The following is an 18,118-nucleotide window of genomic DNA, read 5'->3' on the forward strand; positions in this document are numbered from 1 at the left end:
GCATGAAGCATGTGGGACTGACCGGGGGAGTAGCCTCCGGAAAATCTGCGGTTGCAGCTAAATTGGCTGAGCTCGGAGCGGTGGTGATCGACGCCGACGCCTTGGCGCGCGAGGTGGTTGCCCCCGGCACCGACGGACTGGCTGCAATCAAGGACTGTTTCGGGCCGGAAATTTTGCAGCCCGACGGCTCCCTGGATCGCAAGGCCCTGGGTGCGATCGTCTTCGCCGATGAACAGGCCCGCCAGAAGCTGAACGCGATCGTCCACCCCTTGGTGCGCCAGGCGGCCGCCGTGGCACGCGAGCAAGCCCCGCACGGCGCCCTGGTGGTGGAGGACATCCCGCTGCTGGTCGAGTCCGGGCAGGCAGGAAAATTCGATGCGGTGATCGTCGTGCAGGCCCCGCAGGCAGAACGCATCCGCCGCATGGTCCAGAACCGCGGGTGGACCAGCCAGGATGCCGAATCCCGGATGGCCGCGCAGGCCACCGATGAGCAGCGGGCGGCCGTGGCCGATTACCTGCTGGAGAATTCGGGGACCCTGGAAGAACTCGAGGCGCAGGTTACTGCCCTTTACCGTCAACTGGCGCCAGCACAGGAGTAGGAATGTACAGGATCTGCAAGTGGACCACCCTGATCGCTTTCGCCCTCGCGCTGGTGTTATGGCTGGGATTTGGCGGACGCGCTGAATTCGTTGCCCGGGATTCCGGGCCGTATTCACCGGTGGTCTACATTTCCGGGTGGCTGGCCCTGCTCGGGCTGATCGCCGCGACCATCATGACCGTGGGCTTTTTCGGCAACGTCATCGGGCGCACCGTGAAGCGCAATGCGATCCGCTATGGCATGCGGAAGTAGCAGCGCGCCGCTTTAAGCTGAAAGCTGGCCACGGCAAGGCCCAAACGGTCGGGCCAAGTGGATATGCTGGATGCATGAGTCTTGCCCAGCCGATTAAGCGCGTTGTTGCCCCCTTTGAAGTCATCAGCGAATATGAGCCCGCCGGCGACCAGCCGCAGGCCATTAAGGAGCTGACCGAGCGCATCAACAACGGCGAAAAGGACATCGTGCTGCTCGGTGCCACCGGTACCGGCAAGTCCGCGACCACCGCCTGGCTGGTGGAGCAGGTGCAGCGCCCGACCTTGGTGCTGGTGCAGAACAAGACCCTGGCCGCCCAGCTGGCCAATGAATTCCGCGAGCTGATGCCCAATAACGCGGTGGAGTACTTCGTCTCCTACTACGACTACTACCAGCCCGAGGCCTACGTCCCGCAGACCGATACCTTTATCGAGAAGGACTCTTCGATCAACGAGGAGGTCGAGCGGCTGCGCCACTCGGCCACCAACTCGCTGCTGACCCGGCGCGATACCATCGTGGTCGCCACTGTGTCCTGCATCTACGGCTTGGGCACCCCCGAGGAGTACGTGGCCGGCATGGTCACCGTGCGCACCGGCGAGGAGCTGAATCGCGACGCCATGCTGCGCCAGTTCGTCGCCATGCAGTACACCCGCAATGACATGGACTTCCACCGCGGCACCTTCCGGGTGCGCGGGGATACCGTGGAAATCATCCCGATGTACGAGGAGCAGGCGGTGCGCATCGAGTTCTTCGGCGACGAAGTCGAAGCGATCTACACCCTGCACCCGGTCACCGGAGAGGTGATCCGCGAGGAAACCGAGATGTACATTTTCCCGGCCAGCCACTATGTGGCCGGCGCCGAGCGCATGGGCAAGGCGATCAAGCGGATCGAGGACGAGCTGGCGGTGCGCCTGAAGGAGCTCGAATCGCAGAACAAGCTGGTCGAGGCCCAGCGGCTGCGCATGCGCACCACCTATGACCTGGAAATGATGGAGCAGATGGGCTTCTGCAACGGCATCGAGAACTACTCGCGGCATATCGACGGCCGCGAGGCAGGCAGCGCCCCGCACTGCCTGATCGACTACTTCCCCGATGACTTCCTGCTGGTCATCGACGAGTCGCACGTGACCGTGCCGCAGATCGGCGCCATGTACGAGGGCGACATGTCGCGCAAGCGCACCCTGGTGGAGCACGGCTTCCGCCTGCCCTCCGCGATGGACAACCGACCGCTGAAGTGGGACGAGTTCCTGGAGCGCATCGGGCAGACCGTCTACCTTTCGGCTACCCCGGGCAAGTACGAGCTGGGCAAATCCGACGGGTTCGTCGAGCAGATCATCCGCCCGACAGGCCTGATCGACCCGGAGATCATCGTCAAGCCGACCAAGGGGCAGATCGACGACCTGCTCGATGAGATCCGCACCCGCGTGGACCGCGATGAGCGCGTGCTGGTCACCACGCTGACCAAGCGCATGGCCGAAGACCTGACCGATTACCTGACCGAGCACCAGGTGCGGGTGCAATACCTGCACTCGGATGTGGACACCATCCGGCGCGTGGAGCTGCTGCGCGAACTGCGCATGGGCTCCTTTGATGTGCTGGTGGGCATCAACCTGCTGCGCGAGGGGCTGGACCTGCCGGAGGTGTCGCTGGTGGCGATCCTCGACGCCGACAAGCAGGGCTTCCTGCGTTCGGCAACCTCGCTGATCCAGACCATCGGCCGTGCCGCCCGCAACGTGTCCGGCCAGGTGATCATGTACGCGGACAAGATCACCGACGCCATGGACCAGGCCATCGAGGAAACCAATCGCCGACGGGCGATCCAGGAGGCGCACAACAAGGAGCACGGCATTGACCCGATGCCGTTGCGCAAGAAGATCGCCGATATCACCGACCAGCTGGCGCGCGAGGATGCCGACACGCAGGAATTGCTGAACAACAACCGGCTGGCCAAGGACGCGAAGCGGACCAAGGCCTCGTCGAGCGTGCGCAAGGACGGGCTGGCGGCGGCACCTGCCGAGGACCTGCTCTCGCAGATCGAGGAGATGACCGAGCAGATGCACGCTGCGGCCGCCGAATTGCAGTTTGAATTGGCCGCCCGCATCCGTGATGAAGTGTCCGAGTTGAAGAAGGAATTACGCCAGATGAAGGCCGCCGGGCACGCTTAGCGGCGGGGCAGAGTGCGGGAGGCCTGCTTTGGGGGAAGCCTGTGGAGATGCTGTGCGCTACACTTAATGCTTGGACGTAGGGGAGTATCCCAATGCTGTGAACGTCAACACGCGAATCAATGGCGATTCGCCGGGCGCAGCAGCCGATCACCAGGCCAGCCTTTGAAGCGATTCGAAGGCCGGGGCGACGGCGGAGAGACTTGCGGCGATTTTCCATACCCTCCAACGAAAGGTCGCTCGTCCGTGGGCACTCATGGGTTAACCATTCAATTCGAGATCATCGCGCTGATCGTACTGTGCGCAGTTCTCATTGCAGACTTGTTGTACGTCACCAAGCGTCCGCACATCCCTTCCATGAAGGAAGCTGGCATCTTTGTCGGCATTTACATCGCACTGGCACTGATTTTCGGCGCGGTCATCTGGACCCAGTCCGGCCCGCAGCTCGGCCAGGAGTTCTACGCCGGCTGGATCACCGAATACGCGTTGTCCGTCGACAACCTGTTCGTCTTCATCATCATCATGGCGCGCTTCTCGGTACCACGGAAATATCAGCAGGAAGTGCTGATGTTCGGCATCATCATCGCGCTGATCCTGCGCGCGATCTTCATCGTGCTCGGCGCTGCCATCATCGAGCAGTGGTCGTGGGTCTTCTACATCTTCGGCGCCTTCCTGCTGTGGACCGCTTGGAACCAGCTCAAGGACGAAGACGAGGACGAAGAGAGCGGCCTGGTCAAGAAGCTGACCAGCAAGCTGCCGATCTCCAAGGACTTCGATGGCGCCAAGCTGCGCACCGTGATCGACGGCAAGAAGCTGTTCACCCCGATGGTCCTGGTCTTCGTGACCATCGGCATGACCGACTTGCTGTTCGCATTCGACTCGATTCCTGCAATCTTCGGCCTGACCAAATCAGCCTTCATCGTCTTCACCGCGAACATCTTCGCCTTGATGGGCCTGCGCCAGCTGTACTTCCTGCTCGGCGGCCTGATGAACCGACTGGTTTTCCTGAAGCACGCACTGAGCTTCATCCTGGCCTTCATCGGCGTCAAGCTGGTCTTCCACGCACTGCATGAAAACAATCTCCCGTTCATCAACGGCGGCGAGCCACTGCACTACGCATGGCTGGACATCTCCGTGGGACTGTCCCTGCTGGTGATCCTGGGTGCGATCGTTGTCGCCACCGTCATGTCGCTGTGGACCCCTTGGGGCAAGCGTGCGGCAGCCAATGCCGAGGCTGAGGAAGTCACCAAGGCGTCGGAAAAAGCCAGCAACCCAACCGAAAAGTAGCTAGCGGATGCGAGCCCGCCGCTTGGCCCCTTTGGGCCGGACGGCGGGTTTTCTCTGGCCAGCTTCTATTTCATGGAACTTCCCGTGGGGGATAGCAAATGAGTGATGCACCGCTTGATGCAGGAGCCGTAGCCACCGATCTGGCCCTGGCTTCGGGAACCATGTCCCGCTTGTTGGGGCAGGCCGCCGGGCAGGGGCGCTCTGTCACCGCTTGGCGGGTGCTTTCGTCGCTGGACCGGCTGGGCGCCCAGCGCGTGGGCGACCTGGCAATTGAACAGCGTGTCGCCCAGCCGACGATGACCGGACTGATTATCCGTCTCGAAAACGACCATATGGTGCAGCGCGAGGCTGATCCAAAGGACGGCCGGGCAAGCCTGGTCAGCTTGACCGGGGCAGGCCGTGAAGAAATCCATGGCTACCGCCAGCGGGCCATCAACGTGCTGCTCGGCGGCATGGACGAGTTCAGCGAAGCCGAACAGCAGACCCTGGCCCGCGTGGTTCCACTGATGCTGCGAATCAACGAACGGATCGCTGCCGACTTGGACGGCTAGGTTCTGCAAATGGCAAAGTCGCGCTGTTCCCTGCGGGGAGCAGCGCGACTTTGCTTTTGAATCCTACTGATCCTTGGCAGCGGCCTCTGGATCCTCGCCGTTGGCCATGGCCAGAAGCCGACGGAAGATCGCCGGTCCTTCGTCACCGATGCCATCGTGATGATATTCGTCCGTAACCCAGGCCTGAAGCCCGGCGACCTGGGATGCGGTGCGCAATGACAGCTCGCGGTCGACATAGACATCATCGTGGTACACAGCTGCGGCCACCGGCACGGTGTTCCTTGCGAGCACGTCCAGATCGTAGAGCGGAGCAAAATGCTCGTGCTCGGCCAGAATTCGGGCCACATCTTCCAACGGGCGCAAGGACGGATCCTCGGCAAAATGCCATCGGAAGATCATTTCACCGGTCAACAGCGGCGTTGCCGCATGCACGGTGAAGTCGGGGTATTCCGGGAGTACCTGTTCGGCGGCGAAGTTTGTTGCCTCGCCCTGGGCATAGATCGTTTCATGCATCAGCGCGTAGAGCGGGTTTGAAGCGAATGAGGATTGAGCCTGCAACGCATCGAGGAAGGCATCGGAAAGCCGCGGCCCGCCTGGCGTTTGGTTGAAGGCTTCCTCGAAAATGTGGTGCAGCAGGTGCACTCGGGTATTGCCGCCCAAGTACATGCCGAGCATCTGCACCAGCGGGACGGTGACCTGCTGGCCGTTGGGCAATCGCTCGTCGCGGTTCTCGCGCACATGCTCGTAGATCCGGTGCAGGGTTTCGAAGTCCTGCGGATACCAGGAAAAGTATTCGCGGTTGCGTTCGGCCATGCGCTGGTAGGTGGCCCGGTATACGGTCTTCGCGTCTTGATCGAGCGATGCCAGGCCTCCGGTGACCAGGCAGCGGGTGAGGGACCGCGGGAAGAGCGAGAGATAGGTCAGGGTGCAGAACCCGCCGTAGCTTTGTCCCAGTGTGCTCCACTGATCGATGCCTAGATATTCACGGAAGGCCTCTGCATCACGCACGATCGAGTCAGCACGGAAGTACTCCAGATAGCGTGCCTGGGCCGCTGAGTCTCCGCGCAGCGGCAAGGTCTTGCGGTTGGCCGGCGTTGATAGGCCGGTGCCACGCTGATCAAGCAGGAGAACACGGAAGTGCTTTACCGCTTCTGCCAGCCAGCCCGACAACGAACCGGGCCTTGGCGATTTTCCTCCCGGACCGCCCTGCAGGAACAGCAGCCAGGGCTTCGTTGAATCAGTGCTGACTTCTCGGGCAAACACCGAGATTTTTTCGCCTTCTGGATGCGAGTGATCCAGCGGGACCTCGATCCGGTGATCGGTGACGTCCATGCCGCGGTAATGCGCCATTACTTTGCTCCTTGCGTTCCGAGGACATGTAGCGCGTCGCCGTCCAGGCGCCGGGTGGTCCACCCGTCCAGCGCACCCGCGCCGATTGCGTCATAAAATTTGATGGCTGGTTCGTTCCAGTCGAGAACTTGCCACTCCAGGCGCTTGTATCCACGTTCAACGCAGATATTCGCCAGCGTGCGCAACAAGGCATTTCCGGTGCCCAAGCCGCGCTGGTTTGCTCGAACGTACAAGTCCTCCAGGTGGATTCCGTGGCGGCCTTCCCACGTGGAATAGGTCAGATACCAAATGGCTATGCCGACGACGACTCCGGATTCGTCCTCAGCCACATGAGCGAACGCCTGGGGGCTGTTGCCGAACAGATGATGCTCAAGGTCCTCAACGGTGTTGCGCACCGCGTCCGGCTCCTTCTCATAGTCCGCGAGTTCCTGGATCAATTCCAGAATTTGAGGGCAATCATCGATGGCAGCTTCACGCACAATACTCATGTGTCCTAGCTTACCGCTGTCATATCGCTAAAACGTCGGTGACCAGTCCTAAGGTTGAATGCATGATGGGTGGACACCACGCGGTGAGCGGCGCAGCCGCATGGTTGGCAATTACTACTCCGGTCACCGTGGGTTCGGTTGACCTGGGGCTGGGTACCTTCCAGATGGACCGCTGGGAGACGCTCGCTGGGGCGATCGTTTGTGCTGGTGCAGCATTGCTTCCCGATGCAGATCATCACGGTGCAACCATCGCCCGCGCCCTGCCGCCCTTTTCCAGCATTTTTGCCCGAGTCATCGGTGAAGTTTCCGGGGGACATCGCAACGGCACGCATTCCATTTTGGGCATGGCCTTTTTTATCTTTTTAGCGTGGCTTGCAAATGGCTGGGACGTTCATACCGCGGCGCTGGGCACCGTTTATCCAGGAGCGGCCCTCTTCGCGGTCCTGCTGATCTCCTTTGCCGTGAAGTCCGTGAAATTCATGCCGCCGGTGCTGTGCTGGGTCATTGCCTTGGCCACAGGGGCCTTTGTCGGCGTGAATGCTCCCGAAGAAAACACCTGGTTCCTGCTGGCAGTGGCCTTGGGAGTCATCGTGCATGTGCTCGGGGACATGCTGACCGTCGGCGGCTGCAATCTCATTTGGCCGATCAAGATTGGTTCGCCACGCTGGTTCCGCAAGCTGCCGCTGGTTGGCAGTTGCTGGAAAGCCAACGGCCGCGTGGCTGTCCCTGTCCTCGCAGAGACCGGTTCCACGGCGGAGTGGCTTTTCGCGACCTTGTTGACGACCTACGTCGGCATCGCGCTCATTGTTGCCTGACAGCTAGCTCTCAAGCACCGTATTTTCGCCTTGATAGACCAATGCCAGCCCGAGCACCAAAAGCCCAGCCTGGAGCAACGTGGAGAGCAGCGCTTCGGCGGCAAAAAGTGCCGACCAGCCGCTGAGCAGGACGATCAGGACAAACAGTATGACGCAAGCACCTGCCAGGCGCAGCTGTAATCCTTTCATGGACATACCCTACGACGCTGCCCGCTGCCTGGCTATCGATTAATCGATAACCCTGCAACGGGCAGTATGCATGTGAGTTCAAATCGGCTATTGATGCGAAGCTGCCTTGACCGGGCAGCCGTGCGCTTTGGCCTCTATCGTGGAAGAATCCCTGAGAGCGCTGCTTTCTCGTGGGGTACCAGATTTTCGGGAAGCAGATCATCCCGGAACCAGCGTAAATCCGCGGCCTTATCAGGTTCCATGATGCGAGGTTTTCCAGCCCAGGCGGTCGCCAGATAAAAATGATCTGTCATGCCATCGTCATCTGCCACCGGTTGCTGCCGCGCCACAATGGCCAACGCCCGAAGATCGGACAGAGCAATGCTCACGCCCAATTCTTCCCGAGCTTCCCGGATCGCCGCGGCCTCGCTTGATTCGCCAGGCTCGAGGTGTCCAGCAGCAGCAATACCCCAGCAGCCGTCCATGAAGCCCGTGCCCTGCCGAAGTTGCAACAACACCTCGTTGCCCCGGCGGAGCACCACGTAGCTGATGGCGGTCATCGGGCTAGTCCATTCGTCCCACGGAAGTCACGGTCACCACTGGTGCGCCTACTTCATCTGAGTCGTCCAGGGAGATCGTTGCGCTGATACCCCAGTCGTGGTGTTCAGAAGGATCGGCGAAGGTCTGGCGGACTTCCCAGACGCGGTTGGGCAGCTCATTGACGATGAACAGCTTCGAGCTGCGGCCGGTCGGGCCATCGTCGATGTCCTCATGCTCGTCGAAGTAGCCATCCATCGCATCGGCCCACGTATCGGCGTCAAAACCGTTGTGTCCATCGAGCTCGCCCAGGGCCTGATCCTGTTCGTCGGCAAAAAGCTTGACGCGGCGGAACATCTCATTGCGCACCATCACGCGGAATGCGCGCTTGTTGCTGGTCAGCTTTTCCGGTGCCGGAGGCGGGGCCGTCTCGGTCTCTTCGCTCAGCTCGCCGCGGGAGAGCTCCTCCCACTCGTCTAGCAGCGATGAGTCGATCTGGCGGATCATCTCGCCGAGCCATTCGATCAGGTCTTCAAGGTCCTCGCGCAGGGCGTCCTGCGGGACGGTCTGGCGCAGCGCCTTGTAGGCATCGGTCAGATAGCGCAGCAAGACGCCCTCGGAGCGGGCCAGCTGGTAGTACTGGACAAAATCGGAGAAGCCCATGGCGCGTTCGTACATGTCGCGCACGATGGATTTCGGCGCCAGCTCGAAGTCCGAAAGCCAGGGGGCGCCGGAGCGGTACTGCTCGAACGCGGATTCCAGCTTCTCGGCCAGCGGCATCGCATAGGTGATTTCGTCCAGCGCGTTCATCCGGTCGTTGTAGTCCATGCCTTCGGCCTTCATCGCGGCAATGGCTTCGCCGCGGGCTTTCTTCTCCTGGCCCGAGAGCACCTGGCGCGGCTTTTCCAAGGTCGCTTCGATCACCGAGACCACATCCAGCGCGTAGCTGGCGGAATCCGGATCCAGCAGGTCCAAGGCGGCCAGGGCGAAGGGGGAGAGCGGCTGGTTCAGCGCGAAGTTCTGCTGCAGGTGCACGGTCAGCTCGTAGTAGTTGCCGTACTCGTCGGGCTCTTCGCGGCGCACCACAACCTCGGTGGCGATCAGCTCTCGCAGGATGCCCAGGGCGCGCAGCTTCAGCTTGCGCTGCGAAGCCGGGGTCTCATGGTTCTCGGAGAGCAGGCGCTGGGCGGCTTCGAAGGCATTGTCTTCGCGCTCGAGCAGGTTCAGCAGCATCGAGTGCGAGACCTGGAAGGAGGACTTCAGCGTCTCGGGGGAGGCCTCGACGATCTTCTCGAAGGTCTTCTCGCCCCAGGTCACGAAGTTCTGCGGCGGCTTCTTCTTAGGGATCTGCTTGAGCTTCGACGAGCCCTCGCCGTGCTTCTTCAGCGCCTTTTCCATGGCCTTGTGGTTCTCGATCGCATGCTCGGGCGCCTGGACCAGCACGGTGCCTGCGGTATCGAAGCCCGCACGACCGGCACGGCCGGCGATCTGGTGGAACTCGCGGGCGTTCACGATACGGGTACGGGTACCGTCGAACTTGGACAGCGCGGTGATGACCACGGTGCGGATCGGCACGTTGATGCCCACGCCCAGGGTGTCCGTGCCGCAGATGACCTTGAGCAGGCCGGCCTGGGCCAGCTGCTCGACCAGGCGGCGGTATTTGGGCAGCATGCCCGCGTGGTGGATGCCGATGCCGTGGCGCACCAGGCGGTTCAAGGTCTTGCCGAAGCCGGCGGCGAAACGGAAGCCGCCGATCATCTCCGAGATCTTTTCCTTCTCCTCGCGGGTGGCTACATTAACGCTCATCAACCCGGTAGCGCGGTCGATCGCGTCGAGCTGGGAGAAGTGGACGATGTAGATCGGGACCTGCTTGGTCTTGATCAGTTCCTCGACCGCTTCCTGAACCGGCTCCATGGAGTAGTAGAAGTGCAGCGGGATCGGGCGCTCGGTATGCGCGACGGTGACCGTCGGGGTGCCGGTGCGCTCTTCGAGTTCCTTCTCGAAGCGGGTGACATCGCCGAGGGTGGCGCTCATCAGCAGGAACTGCGCCTGGGGAAGCTCAATGAGAGGCACCTGCCAGGCCCAGCCGCGCTGCGGGTCGGCATAGAAGTGGAACTCATCCATGATGACGCAGCCTACATCGGCCTTGGAGCCTTCGCGAAGCGCGATATTCGCCAGAATTTCCGCGGTGCAGCAGATGATCGGCGCGTCCGCATTCACCGAGGAGTCGCCGGTGACCATGCCGACATTCTCGGCACCGAAGATTTTGCACAGGTCGAAGAACTTCTCCGACACCAGCGCCTTGATAGGAGCTGTGTAGAAACTGATCTGGTCGCGGGCCATGGCGTAGAAATGCGCGGCAATGGCCACCATGGACTTGCCCGAGCCGGTGGGCGTGGCAAGGATGACGTTGTTGCCGCCGGCCAGTGCCATCGACGCTTCATCCTGCGCGGGGTAGAGGGTGATGCCGCGGGCGGTGACCCATTGGCCGAACGACTCGTAGATTTCGTCGTCGGATACGTTCTTGCTGTCTGCTGGCAAATATTCGGTGAGCAACATGATGGTACTAGCCTATCGGTTGGGAACTGTGACTGAGCGCCTGATCGGGGTGCAGTTCAAAGGATTAGGCTTAGGGCATGAAATGGGATCCAGCAAAGTACACCGAATTCTCTGATTACCGTGGGCGCCCTTACAAGGATTTGCTCGGCCAGCTAGTCGGCCTGGAGCCGAGGAAGGTTGTGGATCTGGGCTGCGGTCCGGGCAACATGACTCGGCTCATCGCGCAAAGATGGCCGCAAGCGCAGGTGACAGGGCTGGATTCCTCGCAGGAAATGATCGCCAAGGCCGTATCGTCCGAGCATGAAGTGAATCTGGATTTTGCTTTGGCAGATGCAACGCAATGGCAACCAGAGGAGGACCTGGATCTGCTGTTTTCCAATGCAATGCTGCAGTGGTTACCGGATCATCGTGAATTGCTGGCTGCGTGGCTTGGGAAGATGAAAACCGGCTCGTATGTAGCGATCCAGGTGCCGGGCAACTTCGGTTCACCTTCGCATTCGCTCATGCGTCAGGTAGCTGAAAGCGCGAAGTGGGCTGGCAAGCTCGGCAGCGTTCTGCGCGACGGCCATGTTGTAGGGGAGCCGGAAGACTATCAGCGGCTCCTGCTCGACGCCGGGTTCCAGGCAAATGTTTGGGAGACGACTTTCCAGCAATTGCTACTTGGAGACGACCCGATTTTGGATTGGGTCCGCGGCACGGCCCTGCTCCCGGTGCGCCACGCACTGGACGAACAAGAATACCTCCGCTTTGAAGACGACTACCGGGCCCAGGTCTCCAAGCACTACCCGTTTTTTGAAACCCGTGATGGCACGAAACTGACGAATTTCCCCTTCCGCCGCATTTTCATGATCGGCCATAAGCTCGGCTGAGGTCAGCGAACAGCCGAAGGACGGAATCTGCGCGGCAGCCCAGACAGCACATGGATGCAGACCAGCACGATCAGCGTGCCGAGGGCCAGCCCGGAGAACACATCGTGGACATAGTGGGCTCCCACGCCCACGCGCGCCAGGGCAACCAGCAGGGCAACAGGCATGGCCACAGCGGACAACGCAGGCCGAACCAGCAAGCAGGCCGTGGCGATGGCCGCTGCCACCACCGAATGGTTCGAGGGCCAGGACCAATCCCCGGGTTGCGGGCAGGCCATCACCGTGACCGCTTCAAGGGTTCGGCAGGGGCGTTCCTCAGTGACCAGGGCCTTGAGCAGTTCGCTCAGTGCGTAGGCCAGCACCGCCCCGAGGGCACCGCAGATCAGACGCCAGAAGGCGTTGCGGTCCCGGAACCAGATAGCCACCGTGAGCAGAATGGCTCCAAGCATCAAGAACTTGAGCAGGGTTTCCGAGCAGAAGGCAGCCGCCGCGGACAACACCGCGGAGTCCCTCACGGATCCTGAAAGGCCCAGATACAGGACATCGCGCAACGGGTAGGACACGACCGCAATCAGTGCCAGGACCACGATGAAGATGACTGGCCGAGAAGGCCGGTTGGCGTAGATTCGAGGAGAACTAGAATTCACGAGTGGTGATTATACGGCCCGGGATGCGGTGTGGCCGCATGCCCTTGGCCGAGGGTTACCAACCGCGTTCACGCCACTCGTCCAGATGCGGACGCTCGGCTCCCAGAGTGGTCGAGTCGCCATGTCCCGGTAGCACCTTGGTTTCATCCGGGAAGCGGTCGAAGATTCGTTCTGATACATCAGTGATCAACGAAAGGAAGCGCTGCGGATCTTTCCAGGTGTTTCCCACGCCACCGGGGAACAAACTGTCGCCACTGAGGACGACTGGCTGGCCGGAGGAGTCCACCAGCGCATATCCGATGGAACCGGGAGTATGCCCGCGCAGGTGGATGGCTTCGATGATGACATCGCCCAGCTTGAGCTGGTCGCCATGATTCAAACCATTCGTGACCTGGACGCCTGATTCTTTCTTGATGCCTTCCATATCGTCGGCGCCCGCGTAGGTCGTCACCGGGTATTGCTCGACAAGCTCGGCCAACGCGCGTACGTGGTCCCAGTGCTGGTGCGTTGTCGCGATTCCTGAAATCCGCGGATGATCCGCGTCGTTTCTTGCCTCATCGATTAGCCTCGCGATAGCCGTCGCATCATCTGCGGCATCAACCAGTAGCTGTTCGCCCGACCGGCGGTTGGTAATGAGATAGACATTGTTCGACATGTCGGAAACGGAAATCCAGCGAATGGTCACATCATCTAGCAATAGTTCGTTCATACCATCACACTACGTTGGAATATATGCTCAACGCGATAGGCTCGGGACAGCAGAAGTCATAGTCCTGGAGAATGGAGCAAAGCATGAGTGAACTAGGTTTCATCAAGATCGACCCCAAGTCCACCGTGGCGCCGTACCAGCAGGTCCGTGAACAAATTCTCTCCGCGATCGCCAAAGGCAAATTAGCGCCAGGAAGTAAGCTTCCCTCGGTACGGGCGCTGTCGGGCACACTAAACCTGGCAGTAAATACTGTCGCCAAGGTATATAAAGAACTTGAGCTGCAGGGTGCAGTTGTAACGCGAGGGCGCCACGGAACAGTAGTACAGGCTGCAGAGAACCGAGCCGAACAAGAAGTTAGCGATGCGGCAGCAGATTTGGCCCGGATTGCGCAGCTGTGGTCAGTCGATGAAGCCACGGCCGTAAAGTACCTGCGTGCCGCCTTCAGCTCTTTGCCTCGCTAAGCGATTAGGCATTTGGGCCCACGAATGAGTGATTGAAAGACTTGTGGATGACTCTCCTGAAAGTTCGAGATCCCGGTTCAGACTCTGGAACTAATTAACGTTCCCGGAGGCAGGAAACCACCATGAACTCGAATAGGAATGGTCGCACGCACTACGCGAGTTTCGCGGTCATCGCTGCAGGAGCGCTAATTCTCGCTCTTGGGCTGCCAGGCTGTACTGCGAACAAGGCGGAATCAAGCCCAAAGACGCCACAAGAGCAGGTGCCCGTGTCCGCGACTGTTGCCTGGGAAAGCGAAGAAGTTCTCGTATCTGACGTAACAGTTCTCGGAGAGGTAGCCATCGCCTATCGGCGCCAGGGACCGCAGTTGGAAGTCATTGCCAGAAACCTGAACAACGGCAAGCAGCTTTGGAAAGATGAAGCGCTCGGGGCGGCCGATGCTCGAGGCATCGTTCCGGAAATAATTACCGCCGAGTACAACGGAAAGACGTATGCCGAATACCTCGGGACTAAAACCGGGGCTTATGCCAGCTGAAAATCACCAATGTCGCCACGGGCAAGCCTTACAGGATCAAAAACAACTTCGAGTCTTGGGGCGATCGACCGTCGGTCTGTGGCGACACCTTCTGTACTGAAGAACGAAAATCTCGTGGCGAGAACTTGCTCGAACGCGTGCACCTCAAGTTCCAATGGGCTTCGAGGCAATGGCAAGTCGTTCCCGAACGCGATCTTGAAAAGGAATCCGGGAAGGTGGCAGGACCCTCGGCGAAGGCATCACGTCCTATTGGAACGAGAATGACCAGGAAATCCTGAGCTATTCGCATGGCAAAAACTCTTGTGAGAACGACCTTACGAAAAAATCTTTGCCAAAGGGTATGGTTCACCGGCGGATGGCATTGGGATTCCGTGGGGAAGATCAAAGAGATCCTGATCGGCTTTGGGTCTCAAACGCAGGATGATTTCGTCGGTTCTGAAAAGAAAAAGGCCAAATGCCGGATGGCCGACCTGGGCAAACTTGTCGCGATGGACGCAAAAACCGGACGTTCCCTTTGGCAACTACAAGGAATCGCTTATGCGTGTGGAGACCTAACTGGGCAAGGTTTCATGGCCGACGAAGAAACTGCAGTCGTGTGCCACTACGATGCAGGAACGCAGGTGCTGACGAGGAAACGCGGTCGAATCTACGCCGAGAGAACCAACGTCACATGGACCGCGAGTGCGATCGATATAAAAACAGGCGCCAGAAAGTGGCAGCTCGAACTGTCAGACCCATACGCTTGCGATGAACGACGTGAGGATGCCGGTATTCCTCTAAAGAGAAAAGCGACGACACTACTTCCAGTTGCTGGTGGCGACCAAGCGGTCACTACAGAAGAAGGAAGAACTATCGAGATGCAACAGGTGCAGGGGGAAACGACGATTTGCAGTTCTGACCGAGAGCCGTATTACATCTATTCCGCGACATTGGGCACAACAGCACCGTGGGACCATAATGCATCAGGCGATACTTTGTTCCAAGAAGTCCAGGGAGTCTGCAAGCGCGGTTCGTGGAAACCTACTAATTCAATTCCTGTCGTTCAGGAATTTCGACGTGTCGGCTATGACGAAAAAGAGTTGGTTGTAGTTGGCACGCTTCGAGGCATGGTGGCATATCGCTTGACCGATGCCAGTGGAAACTAGCCCCGGATTGGCGCTCGCCGGGACTGCGAATACGCCTCGAGAAAAATTTCTGTGAGATAGGTCCATTCGTACACTTATTCGAAGCAGTTTTCGATTAGTATGGCTTCGTGGCTATTACTGCAGAGAGCAAGAAAACAGATCTCACTCGCCTGGTCGTTAAGGGAGCGCGTGAGCACAACCTGAAAAATGTGGACATCGATCTGCCCCGCGACGCGATGATCGTCTTCACCGGACTTTCCGGATCCGGCAAGTCCTCCCTGGCATTCGACACGATTTTCGCTGAAGGCCAGCGTCGTTACGTTGAGTCGCTTTCTGCGTACGCCCGCATGTTCCTCGGGCAGGTAGACAAGCCAGACGTTGACTTCATTGAGGGTTTGTCTCCGGCGGTGTCGATTGACCAAAAGTCCACCAGCCGGAATCCCCGGTCGACAGTAGGCACGATCACCGAGGTCTACGACTACATGCGTCTGTTGTGGGCTCGTGTCGGACGCCCGCATTGCCCCATTTGCCATGAGCCGATCTCCAAGCAGACTCCACAGCAAATCGTGGACCAGCTCATGGAGCTGCCCGAAAAGACTCGCTTCCAGATTCTCGCCCCCGTGGTTCGTGCACGAAAGGGCGAGTTCGTCGACCTCTTCGCCGAGCTGTCATCGAAGGGTTTCTCGCGTGCCCGCGTTGATGGCACCACCATTCAGTTGAATGATCCGCCGAAATTGGCCAAGCAGGTGAAGCACACCATTGAGGTAGTCGTTGACCGCTTGGCCATCAAGGAAGATGCACGCCAGCGCCTGACCGATTCGATTGAAACTGCGCTGGGGATCGCCGACGGCCGCGTGCTGGCCGACTTTGTCGACCTTGCCGAAGATGACCCGAAACGAGTTCGGGCATTCTCGGAAAACCTGGCTTGCCCTAATGAGCATCCACTGGCCATCGATGAAATTGAGCCACGCACATTCTCTTTCAACAATCCTTTCGGCGCGTGCTCGGCATGCTCGGGTATCGGCACCAAGCTGGAAGTTGACGAGCACCTGATCGTGCCCGATCCAGAAGTGGCTCTTGCAGACGGAGCAATCGCCCCATGGTCGTTGGGCAAGGCAACCACTGAATACTGGAATCGCCTGATCGAAGGCCTGGGCCACGAACTCGGATTCACCATGGAGACCCAGTGGAAGGACCTGCCTGCCAAGGCCCGCGAAGCGATCCTTAACGGCAAAGACCACAAGGTTGTGGTCCAGTACAAGAACCGCTTTGGTCGTGAGCGCAAGTACTCCACCGGTTTCGAAGGGGTCATCTCCTACGTTCACCGCAAGCATGAAGAAACAGAGTCCGATCATGCCCGTGATCGATATGAACAGTACATGCGCCAGATTCCTTGCCCCACGTGCGGCGGAGCGCGCCTGAACCCTGCGTCGCTGTCGGTCCTGATCGGCGGGCGTTCCATCGCTGAAGTGTCGGCGATGGATTTGCGCAGCGCTGCCAACTTCCTGTCGACCATTGAGCTCTCGTCCCGTGAGGCGAAGATCGCAGCCCAGGTGCTGAAGGAAATTGACGCCCGCATGAAGTTCCTCTTGGATGTGGGCCTGGAATACCTCACCCTGGAGCGCGCTGCCGGCACCCTGTCCGGTGGAGAAGCCCAGCGCATTCGCCTGGCAACTCAGATCGGGTCCGGTCTGGTAGGTGTCCTCTACGTCCTAGACGAGCCATCTATCGGGTTGCATCAGCGCGACAACCGCCGCTTGATCGACACCTTGCTGCATCTGCGCTCGTTGGGCAATACGCTCATCGTTGTTGAACACGACGAAGACACCATCGCCGAAGCTGACTGGATCGTGGATATTGGGCCAGGCGCCGGTGAGCACGGCGGCGAAGTAGTGCACTCGGGGTCGGTCGAAGGATTGAAGGCCAACACCAAGTCGCTGACCGGAGACTACCTCTCGGGGCGCAAGAAGATTGATGTCCCAGCGAAGCGCCGCAAGGTTGATAAGGACCGCAAGCTCAAGGTAGTCGGCGCCAGCGAAAACAACCTGCGGGATGTTTCCGTGGAATTCCCGCTGGGCTTGCTTACCGCAGTGACTGGCGTGTCAGGTTCGGGCAAATCCACTTTGGTCAACGACATCCTGTACAAGGTGCTAGCCAACAAGCTCAACGGGGCCAAGCAAGTACCGGGACGGCATACCCGGGTGCTCGGCCTTGAGCACCTGGACAAAGTCGTACATGTGGACCAGTCGCCCATTGGCCGCACGCCGCGGTCCAATCCTGCTACGTACACGGGAGTTTTCGACCACATTCGCAAGCTCTTTGCGGAGACCAACGAAGCCAAGTTGCGCGGCTACCAGCCGGGTCGATTCTCGTTCAATGTCAAGGGGGGACGTTGCGAGGCATGCTCTGGCGATGGAACGCTCAAGATCGAGATGAACTTCCTGCCTGATGTCTACGTGCCGTGCGAGGTTTGCCATGGCGCACGCTACAACCGCGAAACTTTGCAGGTGCTTTACAAGGGCAAGAACATCGCAGATGTCTTGAACATGCCAATTGCCGAGGGAGCTGAATTCTTCAGCGCCTTCACGCCGATCGCACGCCACCTGCGGACTTTGGTCGATGTTGGATTGGGCTATGTCCGCTTGGGCCAGCCGGCGACGACGCTATCCGGTGGCGAAGCCCAGCGCGTTAAACTTGCCGCTGAATTGCAGAAGCGCTCGAACGGCCGTTCCATCTACGTCCTGGATGAGCCGACGACAGGTCTTCATTTTGAGGACATCCGCAAGCTTCTGAAGGTCTTGCAAGGCCTGGTGGACAAGGGCAACACCGTCTTGACGATTGAGCACAACCTCGACGTGATCAAGTCGGCCGACTGGGTCATTGATCTTGGTCCCGAAGGCGGTTCCGGCGGTGGCACCATTCTGGCGACTGGAACACCTGAAAAGGTCGCCAAGGTCGGCGAATCGCACACCGGGAGATTCTTGGCCGAAATCCTGTAGAAGCATCGTCGCGGA

18 protein-coding genes are annotated in these 18,118 nt (G+C 59.7%); 11 read left to right on the forward strand and 7 right to left on the reverse strand.

What is annotated here, in order from left to right; translation table 11 throughout:
- Positions 1–2 precede the first annotated feature (2 nt).
- The 5 genes from coaE (at position 3) to ACT7DV_RS14060 (ending at position 4,847) form a co-directional block, all read left to right on the forward strand.
- Positions 3–599, forward strand: coding sequence for a dephospho-CoA kinase (coaE, locus tag ACT7DV_RS14040; protein WP_444663456.1), 597 nt, complete (start codon positions 3–5; stop codon positions 597–599).
- A gap of 2 nt (positions 600–601) precedes the next feature.
- Positions 602–850 carry a hypothetical protein gene (locus ACT7DV_RS14045; RefSeq protein WP_444663458.1) on the forward strand — a complete coding sequence of 83 codons (249 nt, stop codon included), beginning with the start codon at positions 602–604 and terminating at the stop codon, positions 848–850.
- A gap of 74 nt (positions 851–924) precedes the next feature.
- A complete protein-coding gene (gene uvrB, locus ACT7DV_RS14050; RefSeq protein ID WP_444663460.1) occupies positions 925–3,012 on the forward strand; it encodes an excinuclease ABC subunit UvrB in 2,088 nt (695 codons plus the stop codon).
- 243 nt (positions 3,013–3,255) lie between these two features.
- The gene (locus ACT7DV_RS14055) at positions 3,256–4,296 is read left to right on the forward strand and encodes a TerC/Alx family metal homeostasis membrane protein (RefSeq protein WP_444663461.1); all 1,041 of its coding nucleotides are present in this window, start codon (positions 3,256–3,258) and stop codon (positions 4,294–4,296) included.
- Positions 4,297–4,394: 98 nt separating this feature from the next.
- Positions 4,395–4,847 carry a MarR family winged helix-turn-helix transcriptional regulator gene (locus ACT7DV_RS14060; RefSeq protein ID WP_444663463.1) on the forward strand — a complete coding sequence of 151 codons (453 nt, stop codon included), beginning with the start codon at positions 4,395–4,397 and terminating at the stop codon, positions 4,845–4,847.
- Between the two features lie 63 nt (positions 4,848–4,910).
- On the opposite strand, the gene ACT7DV_RS14065 is transcribed toward ACT7DV_RS14060, so the two are convergent.
- Together ACT7DV_RS14065 and ACT7DV_RS14070 are read right to left on the reverse strand one after the other, a co-directional pair.
- Positions 4,911–6,197 carry an alpha/beta fold hydrolase gene (locus tag ACT7DV_RS14065; RefSeq protein WP_444663465.1) on the reverse strand — a complete coding sequence of 429 codons (1,287 nt, stop codon included), beginning with the start codon at positions 6,195–6,197 and terminating at the stop codon, positions 4,911–4,913.
- Complete coding sequence (locus ACT7DV_RS14070; protein ID WP_444663467.1) at positions 6,197–6,685, reverse strand: GNAT family N-acetyltransferase; 489 nt, start codon at positions 6,683–6,685, stop codon at positions 6,197–6,199. The genes ACT7DV_RS14065 and ACT7DV_RS14070 overlap by 1 nt, the downstream gene beginning before the upstream one ends.
- A 62-nt stretch (positions 6,686–6,747) precedes the next feature.
- On the opposite strand from ACT7DV_RS14070, the gene ACT7DV_RS14075 reads away from it, so the two are divergent.
- Positions 6,748–7,500 carry a metal-dependent hydrolase gene (locus tag ACT7DV_RS14075; RefSeq protein ID WP_444663469.1) on the forward strand — a complete coding sequence of 251 codons (753 nt, stop codon included), beginning with the start codon at positions 6,748–6,750 and terminating at the stop codon, positions 7,498–7,500.
- A 3-nt stretch (positions 7,501–7,503) separates the two neighbouring features.
- Here the strand turns inward: ACT7DV_RS14075 and ACT7DV_RS14080 are convergent, their stop codons facing one another.
- The 3 genes from ACT7DV_RS14080 to ACT7DV_RS14090 form a co-directional block, all read right to left on the reverse strand.
- Positions 7,504–7,689: a hypothetical protein gene (locus tag ACT7DV_RS14080; protein WP_444663471.1), complete on the reverse strand. Its 186-nt coding sequence runs from the start codon at positions 7,687–7,689 to the stop codon at positions 7,504–7,506.
- A gap of 134 nt (positions 7,690–7,823) precedes the next feature.
- Positions 7,824–8,228, reverse strand: coding sequence for an NUDIX domain-containing protein (locus ACT7DV_RS14085; protein WP_444663473.1), 405 nt, complete (start codon positions 8,226–8,228; stop codon positions 7,824–7,826).
- A 4-nt stretch (positions 8,229–8,232) separates the two neighbouring features.
- Positions 8,233–10,764: a DEAD/DEAH box helicase gene (locus ACT7DV_RS14090; protein ID WP_444663475.1), complete on the reverse strand. Its 2,532-nt coding sequence runs from the start codon at positions 10,762–10,764 to the stop codon at positions 8,233–8,235.
- Between the two features lie 77 nt (positions 10,765–10,841).
- Here ACT7DV_RS14090 and ACT7DV_RS14095 point away from each other — a divergent pair, with 77 nt between their 5' ends.
- Complete coding sequence (locus ACT7DV_RS14095) at positions 10,842–11,633, forward strand: methyltransferase domain-containing protein (protein WP_444663477.1); 792 nt, start codon at positions 10,842–10,844, stop codon at positions 11,631–11,633.
- 2 nt (positions 11,634–11,635) lie between these two features.
- Here ACT7DV_RS14095 and ACT7DV_RS14100 read toward each other — a convergent pair whose 3' ends face one another.
- Both ACT7DV_RS14100 and ACT7DV_RS14105 read right to left on the reverse strand, forming a co-directional pair.
- The gene (locus ACT7DV_RS14100; protein WP_444663479.1) at positions 11,636–12,277 is read right to left on the reverse strand and encodes a phosphatase PAP2 family protein; all 642 of its coding nucleotides are present in this window, start codon (positions 12,275–12,277) and stop codon (positions 11,636–11,638) included.
- 55 nt (positions 12,278–12,332) lie between these two features.
- Positions 12,333–12,986 (reverse strand): MBL fold metallo-hydrolase, encoded by a 654-nt coding sequence (locus ACT7DV_RS14105; RefSeq protein ID WP_444663481.1) that lies wholly within the window; start codon positions 12,984–12,986, stop codon positions 12,333–12,335.
- A gap of 83 nt (positions 12,987–13,069) precedes the next feature.
- On the opposite strand from ACT7DV_RS14105, the gene ACT7DV_RS14110 reads away from it, so the two are divergent.
- The 4 genes from ACT7DV_RS14110 (at position 13,070) to uvrA (ending at position 18,103) form a co-directional block, all read left to right on the forward strand.
- Positions 13,070–13,447: a GntR family transcriptional regulator gene (locus ACT7DV_RS14110; protein WP_146275308.1), complete on the forward strand. Its 378-nt coding sequence runs from the start codon at positions 13,070–13,072 to the stop codon at positions 13,445–13,447.
- Positions 13,448–13,569: 122 nt separating this feature from the next.
- Positions 13,570–13,980, forward strand: coding sequence for a hypothetical protein (locus ACT7DV_RS14115; protein ID WP_444663483.1), 411 nt, complete (start codon positions 13,570–13,572; stop codon positions 13,978–13,980).
- A gap of 287 nt (positions 13,981–14,267) precedes the next feature.
- A complete protein-coding gene (locus ACT7DV_RS14120; RefSeq protein ID WP_444663485.1) occupies positions 14,268–15,125 on the forward strand; it encodes a hypothetical protein in 858 nt (285 codons plus the stop codon).
- Between the two features lie 107 nt (positions 15,126–15,232).
- Entirely contained in the window at positions 15,233–18,103 is a 2,871-nt protein-coding gene (gene uvrA, locus ACT7DV_RS14125; protein ID WP_444663487.1) for an excinuclease ABC subunit UvrA, read from the forward strand.
- Positions 18,104–18,118 lie beyond the last annotated feature (15 nt).

This window comes from Glutamicibacter sp. TV12E, from assembly GCF_052441935.1.
GTDB lineage: Bacteria > Actinomycetota > Actinomycetes > Actinomycetales > Micrococcaceae > Glutamicibacter.

Bases quoted from the DNA above. Each gene is read 5' to 3' on its own strand.
- coaE (WP_444663456.1), top strand. From the start codon at position 3: ATGAAGCATGTGGGACTGACCGGGGGAGTAGCCTCCGGAAAATCTGCG.
- ACT7DV_RS14045 (WP_444663458.1), top strand. From the start codon at position 602: ATGTACAGGATCTGCAAGTGGACCACCCTGATCGCTTTCGCCCTCGCG.
- uvrB (WP_444663460.1), top strand. From the start codon at position 925: ATGAGTCTTGCCCAGCCGATTAAGCGCGTTGTTGCCCCCTTTGAAGTC.
- ACT7DV_RS14060 (WP_444663463.1), top strand. From the start codon at position 4,395: ATGAGTGATGCACCGCTTGATGCAGGAGCCGTAGCCACCGATCTGGCC.
- ACT7DV_RS14065 (WP_444663465.1), bottom strand. From the start codon at position 6,197: ATGGCGCATTACCGCGGCATGGACGTCACCGATCACCGGATCGAGGTC.
- ACT7DV_RS14070 (WP_444663467.1), bottom strand. From the start codon at position 6,685: ATGAGTATTGTGCGTGAAGCTGCCATCGATGATTGCCCTCAAATTCTG.
- ACT7DV_RS14075 (WP_444663469.1), top strand. From the start codon at position 6,748: ATGATGGGTGGACACCACGCGGTGAGCGGCGCAGCCGCATGGTTGGCA.
- ACT7DV_RS14080 (WP_444663471.1), bottom strand. From the start codon at position 7,689: ATGAAAGGATTACAGCTGCGCCTGGCAGGTGCTTGCGTCATACTGTTT.
- ACT7DV_RS14085 (WP_444663473.1), bottom strand. From the start codon at position 8,228: ATGACCGCCATCAGCTACGTGGTGCTCCGCCGGGGCAACGAGGTGTTG.
- ACT7DV_RS14090 (WP_444663475.1), bottom strand. From the start codon at position 10,764: ATGTTGCTCACCGAATATTTGCCAGCAGACAGCAAGAACGTATCCGAC.
- ACT7DV_RS14095 (WP_444663477.1), top strand. From the start codon at position 10,842: ATGAAATGGGATCCAGCAAAGTACACCGAATTCTCTGATTACCGTGGG.
- ACT7DV_RS14105 (WP_444663481.1), bottom strand. From the start codon at position 12,986: ATGAACGAACTATTGCTAGATGATGTGACCATTCGCTGGATTTCCGTT.
- ACT7DV_RS14110 (WP_146275308.1), top strand. From the start codon at position 13,070: ATGAGTGAACTAGGTTTCATCAAGATCGACCCCAAGTCCACCGTGGCG.
- ACT7DV_RS14115 (WP_444663483.1), top strand. From the start codon at position 13,570: ATGAACTCGAATAGGAATGGTCGCACGCACTACGCGAGTTTCGCGGTC.
- ACT7DV_RS14120 (WP_444663485.1), top strand. From the start codon at position 14,268: ATGGCAAAAACTCTTGTGAGAACGACCTTACGAAAAAATCTTTGCCAA.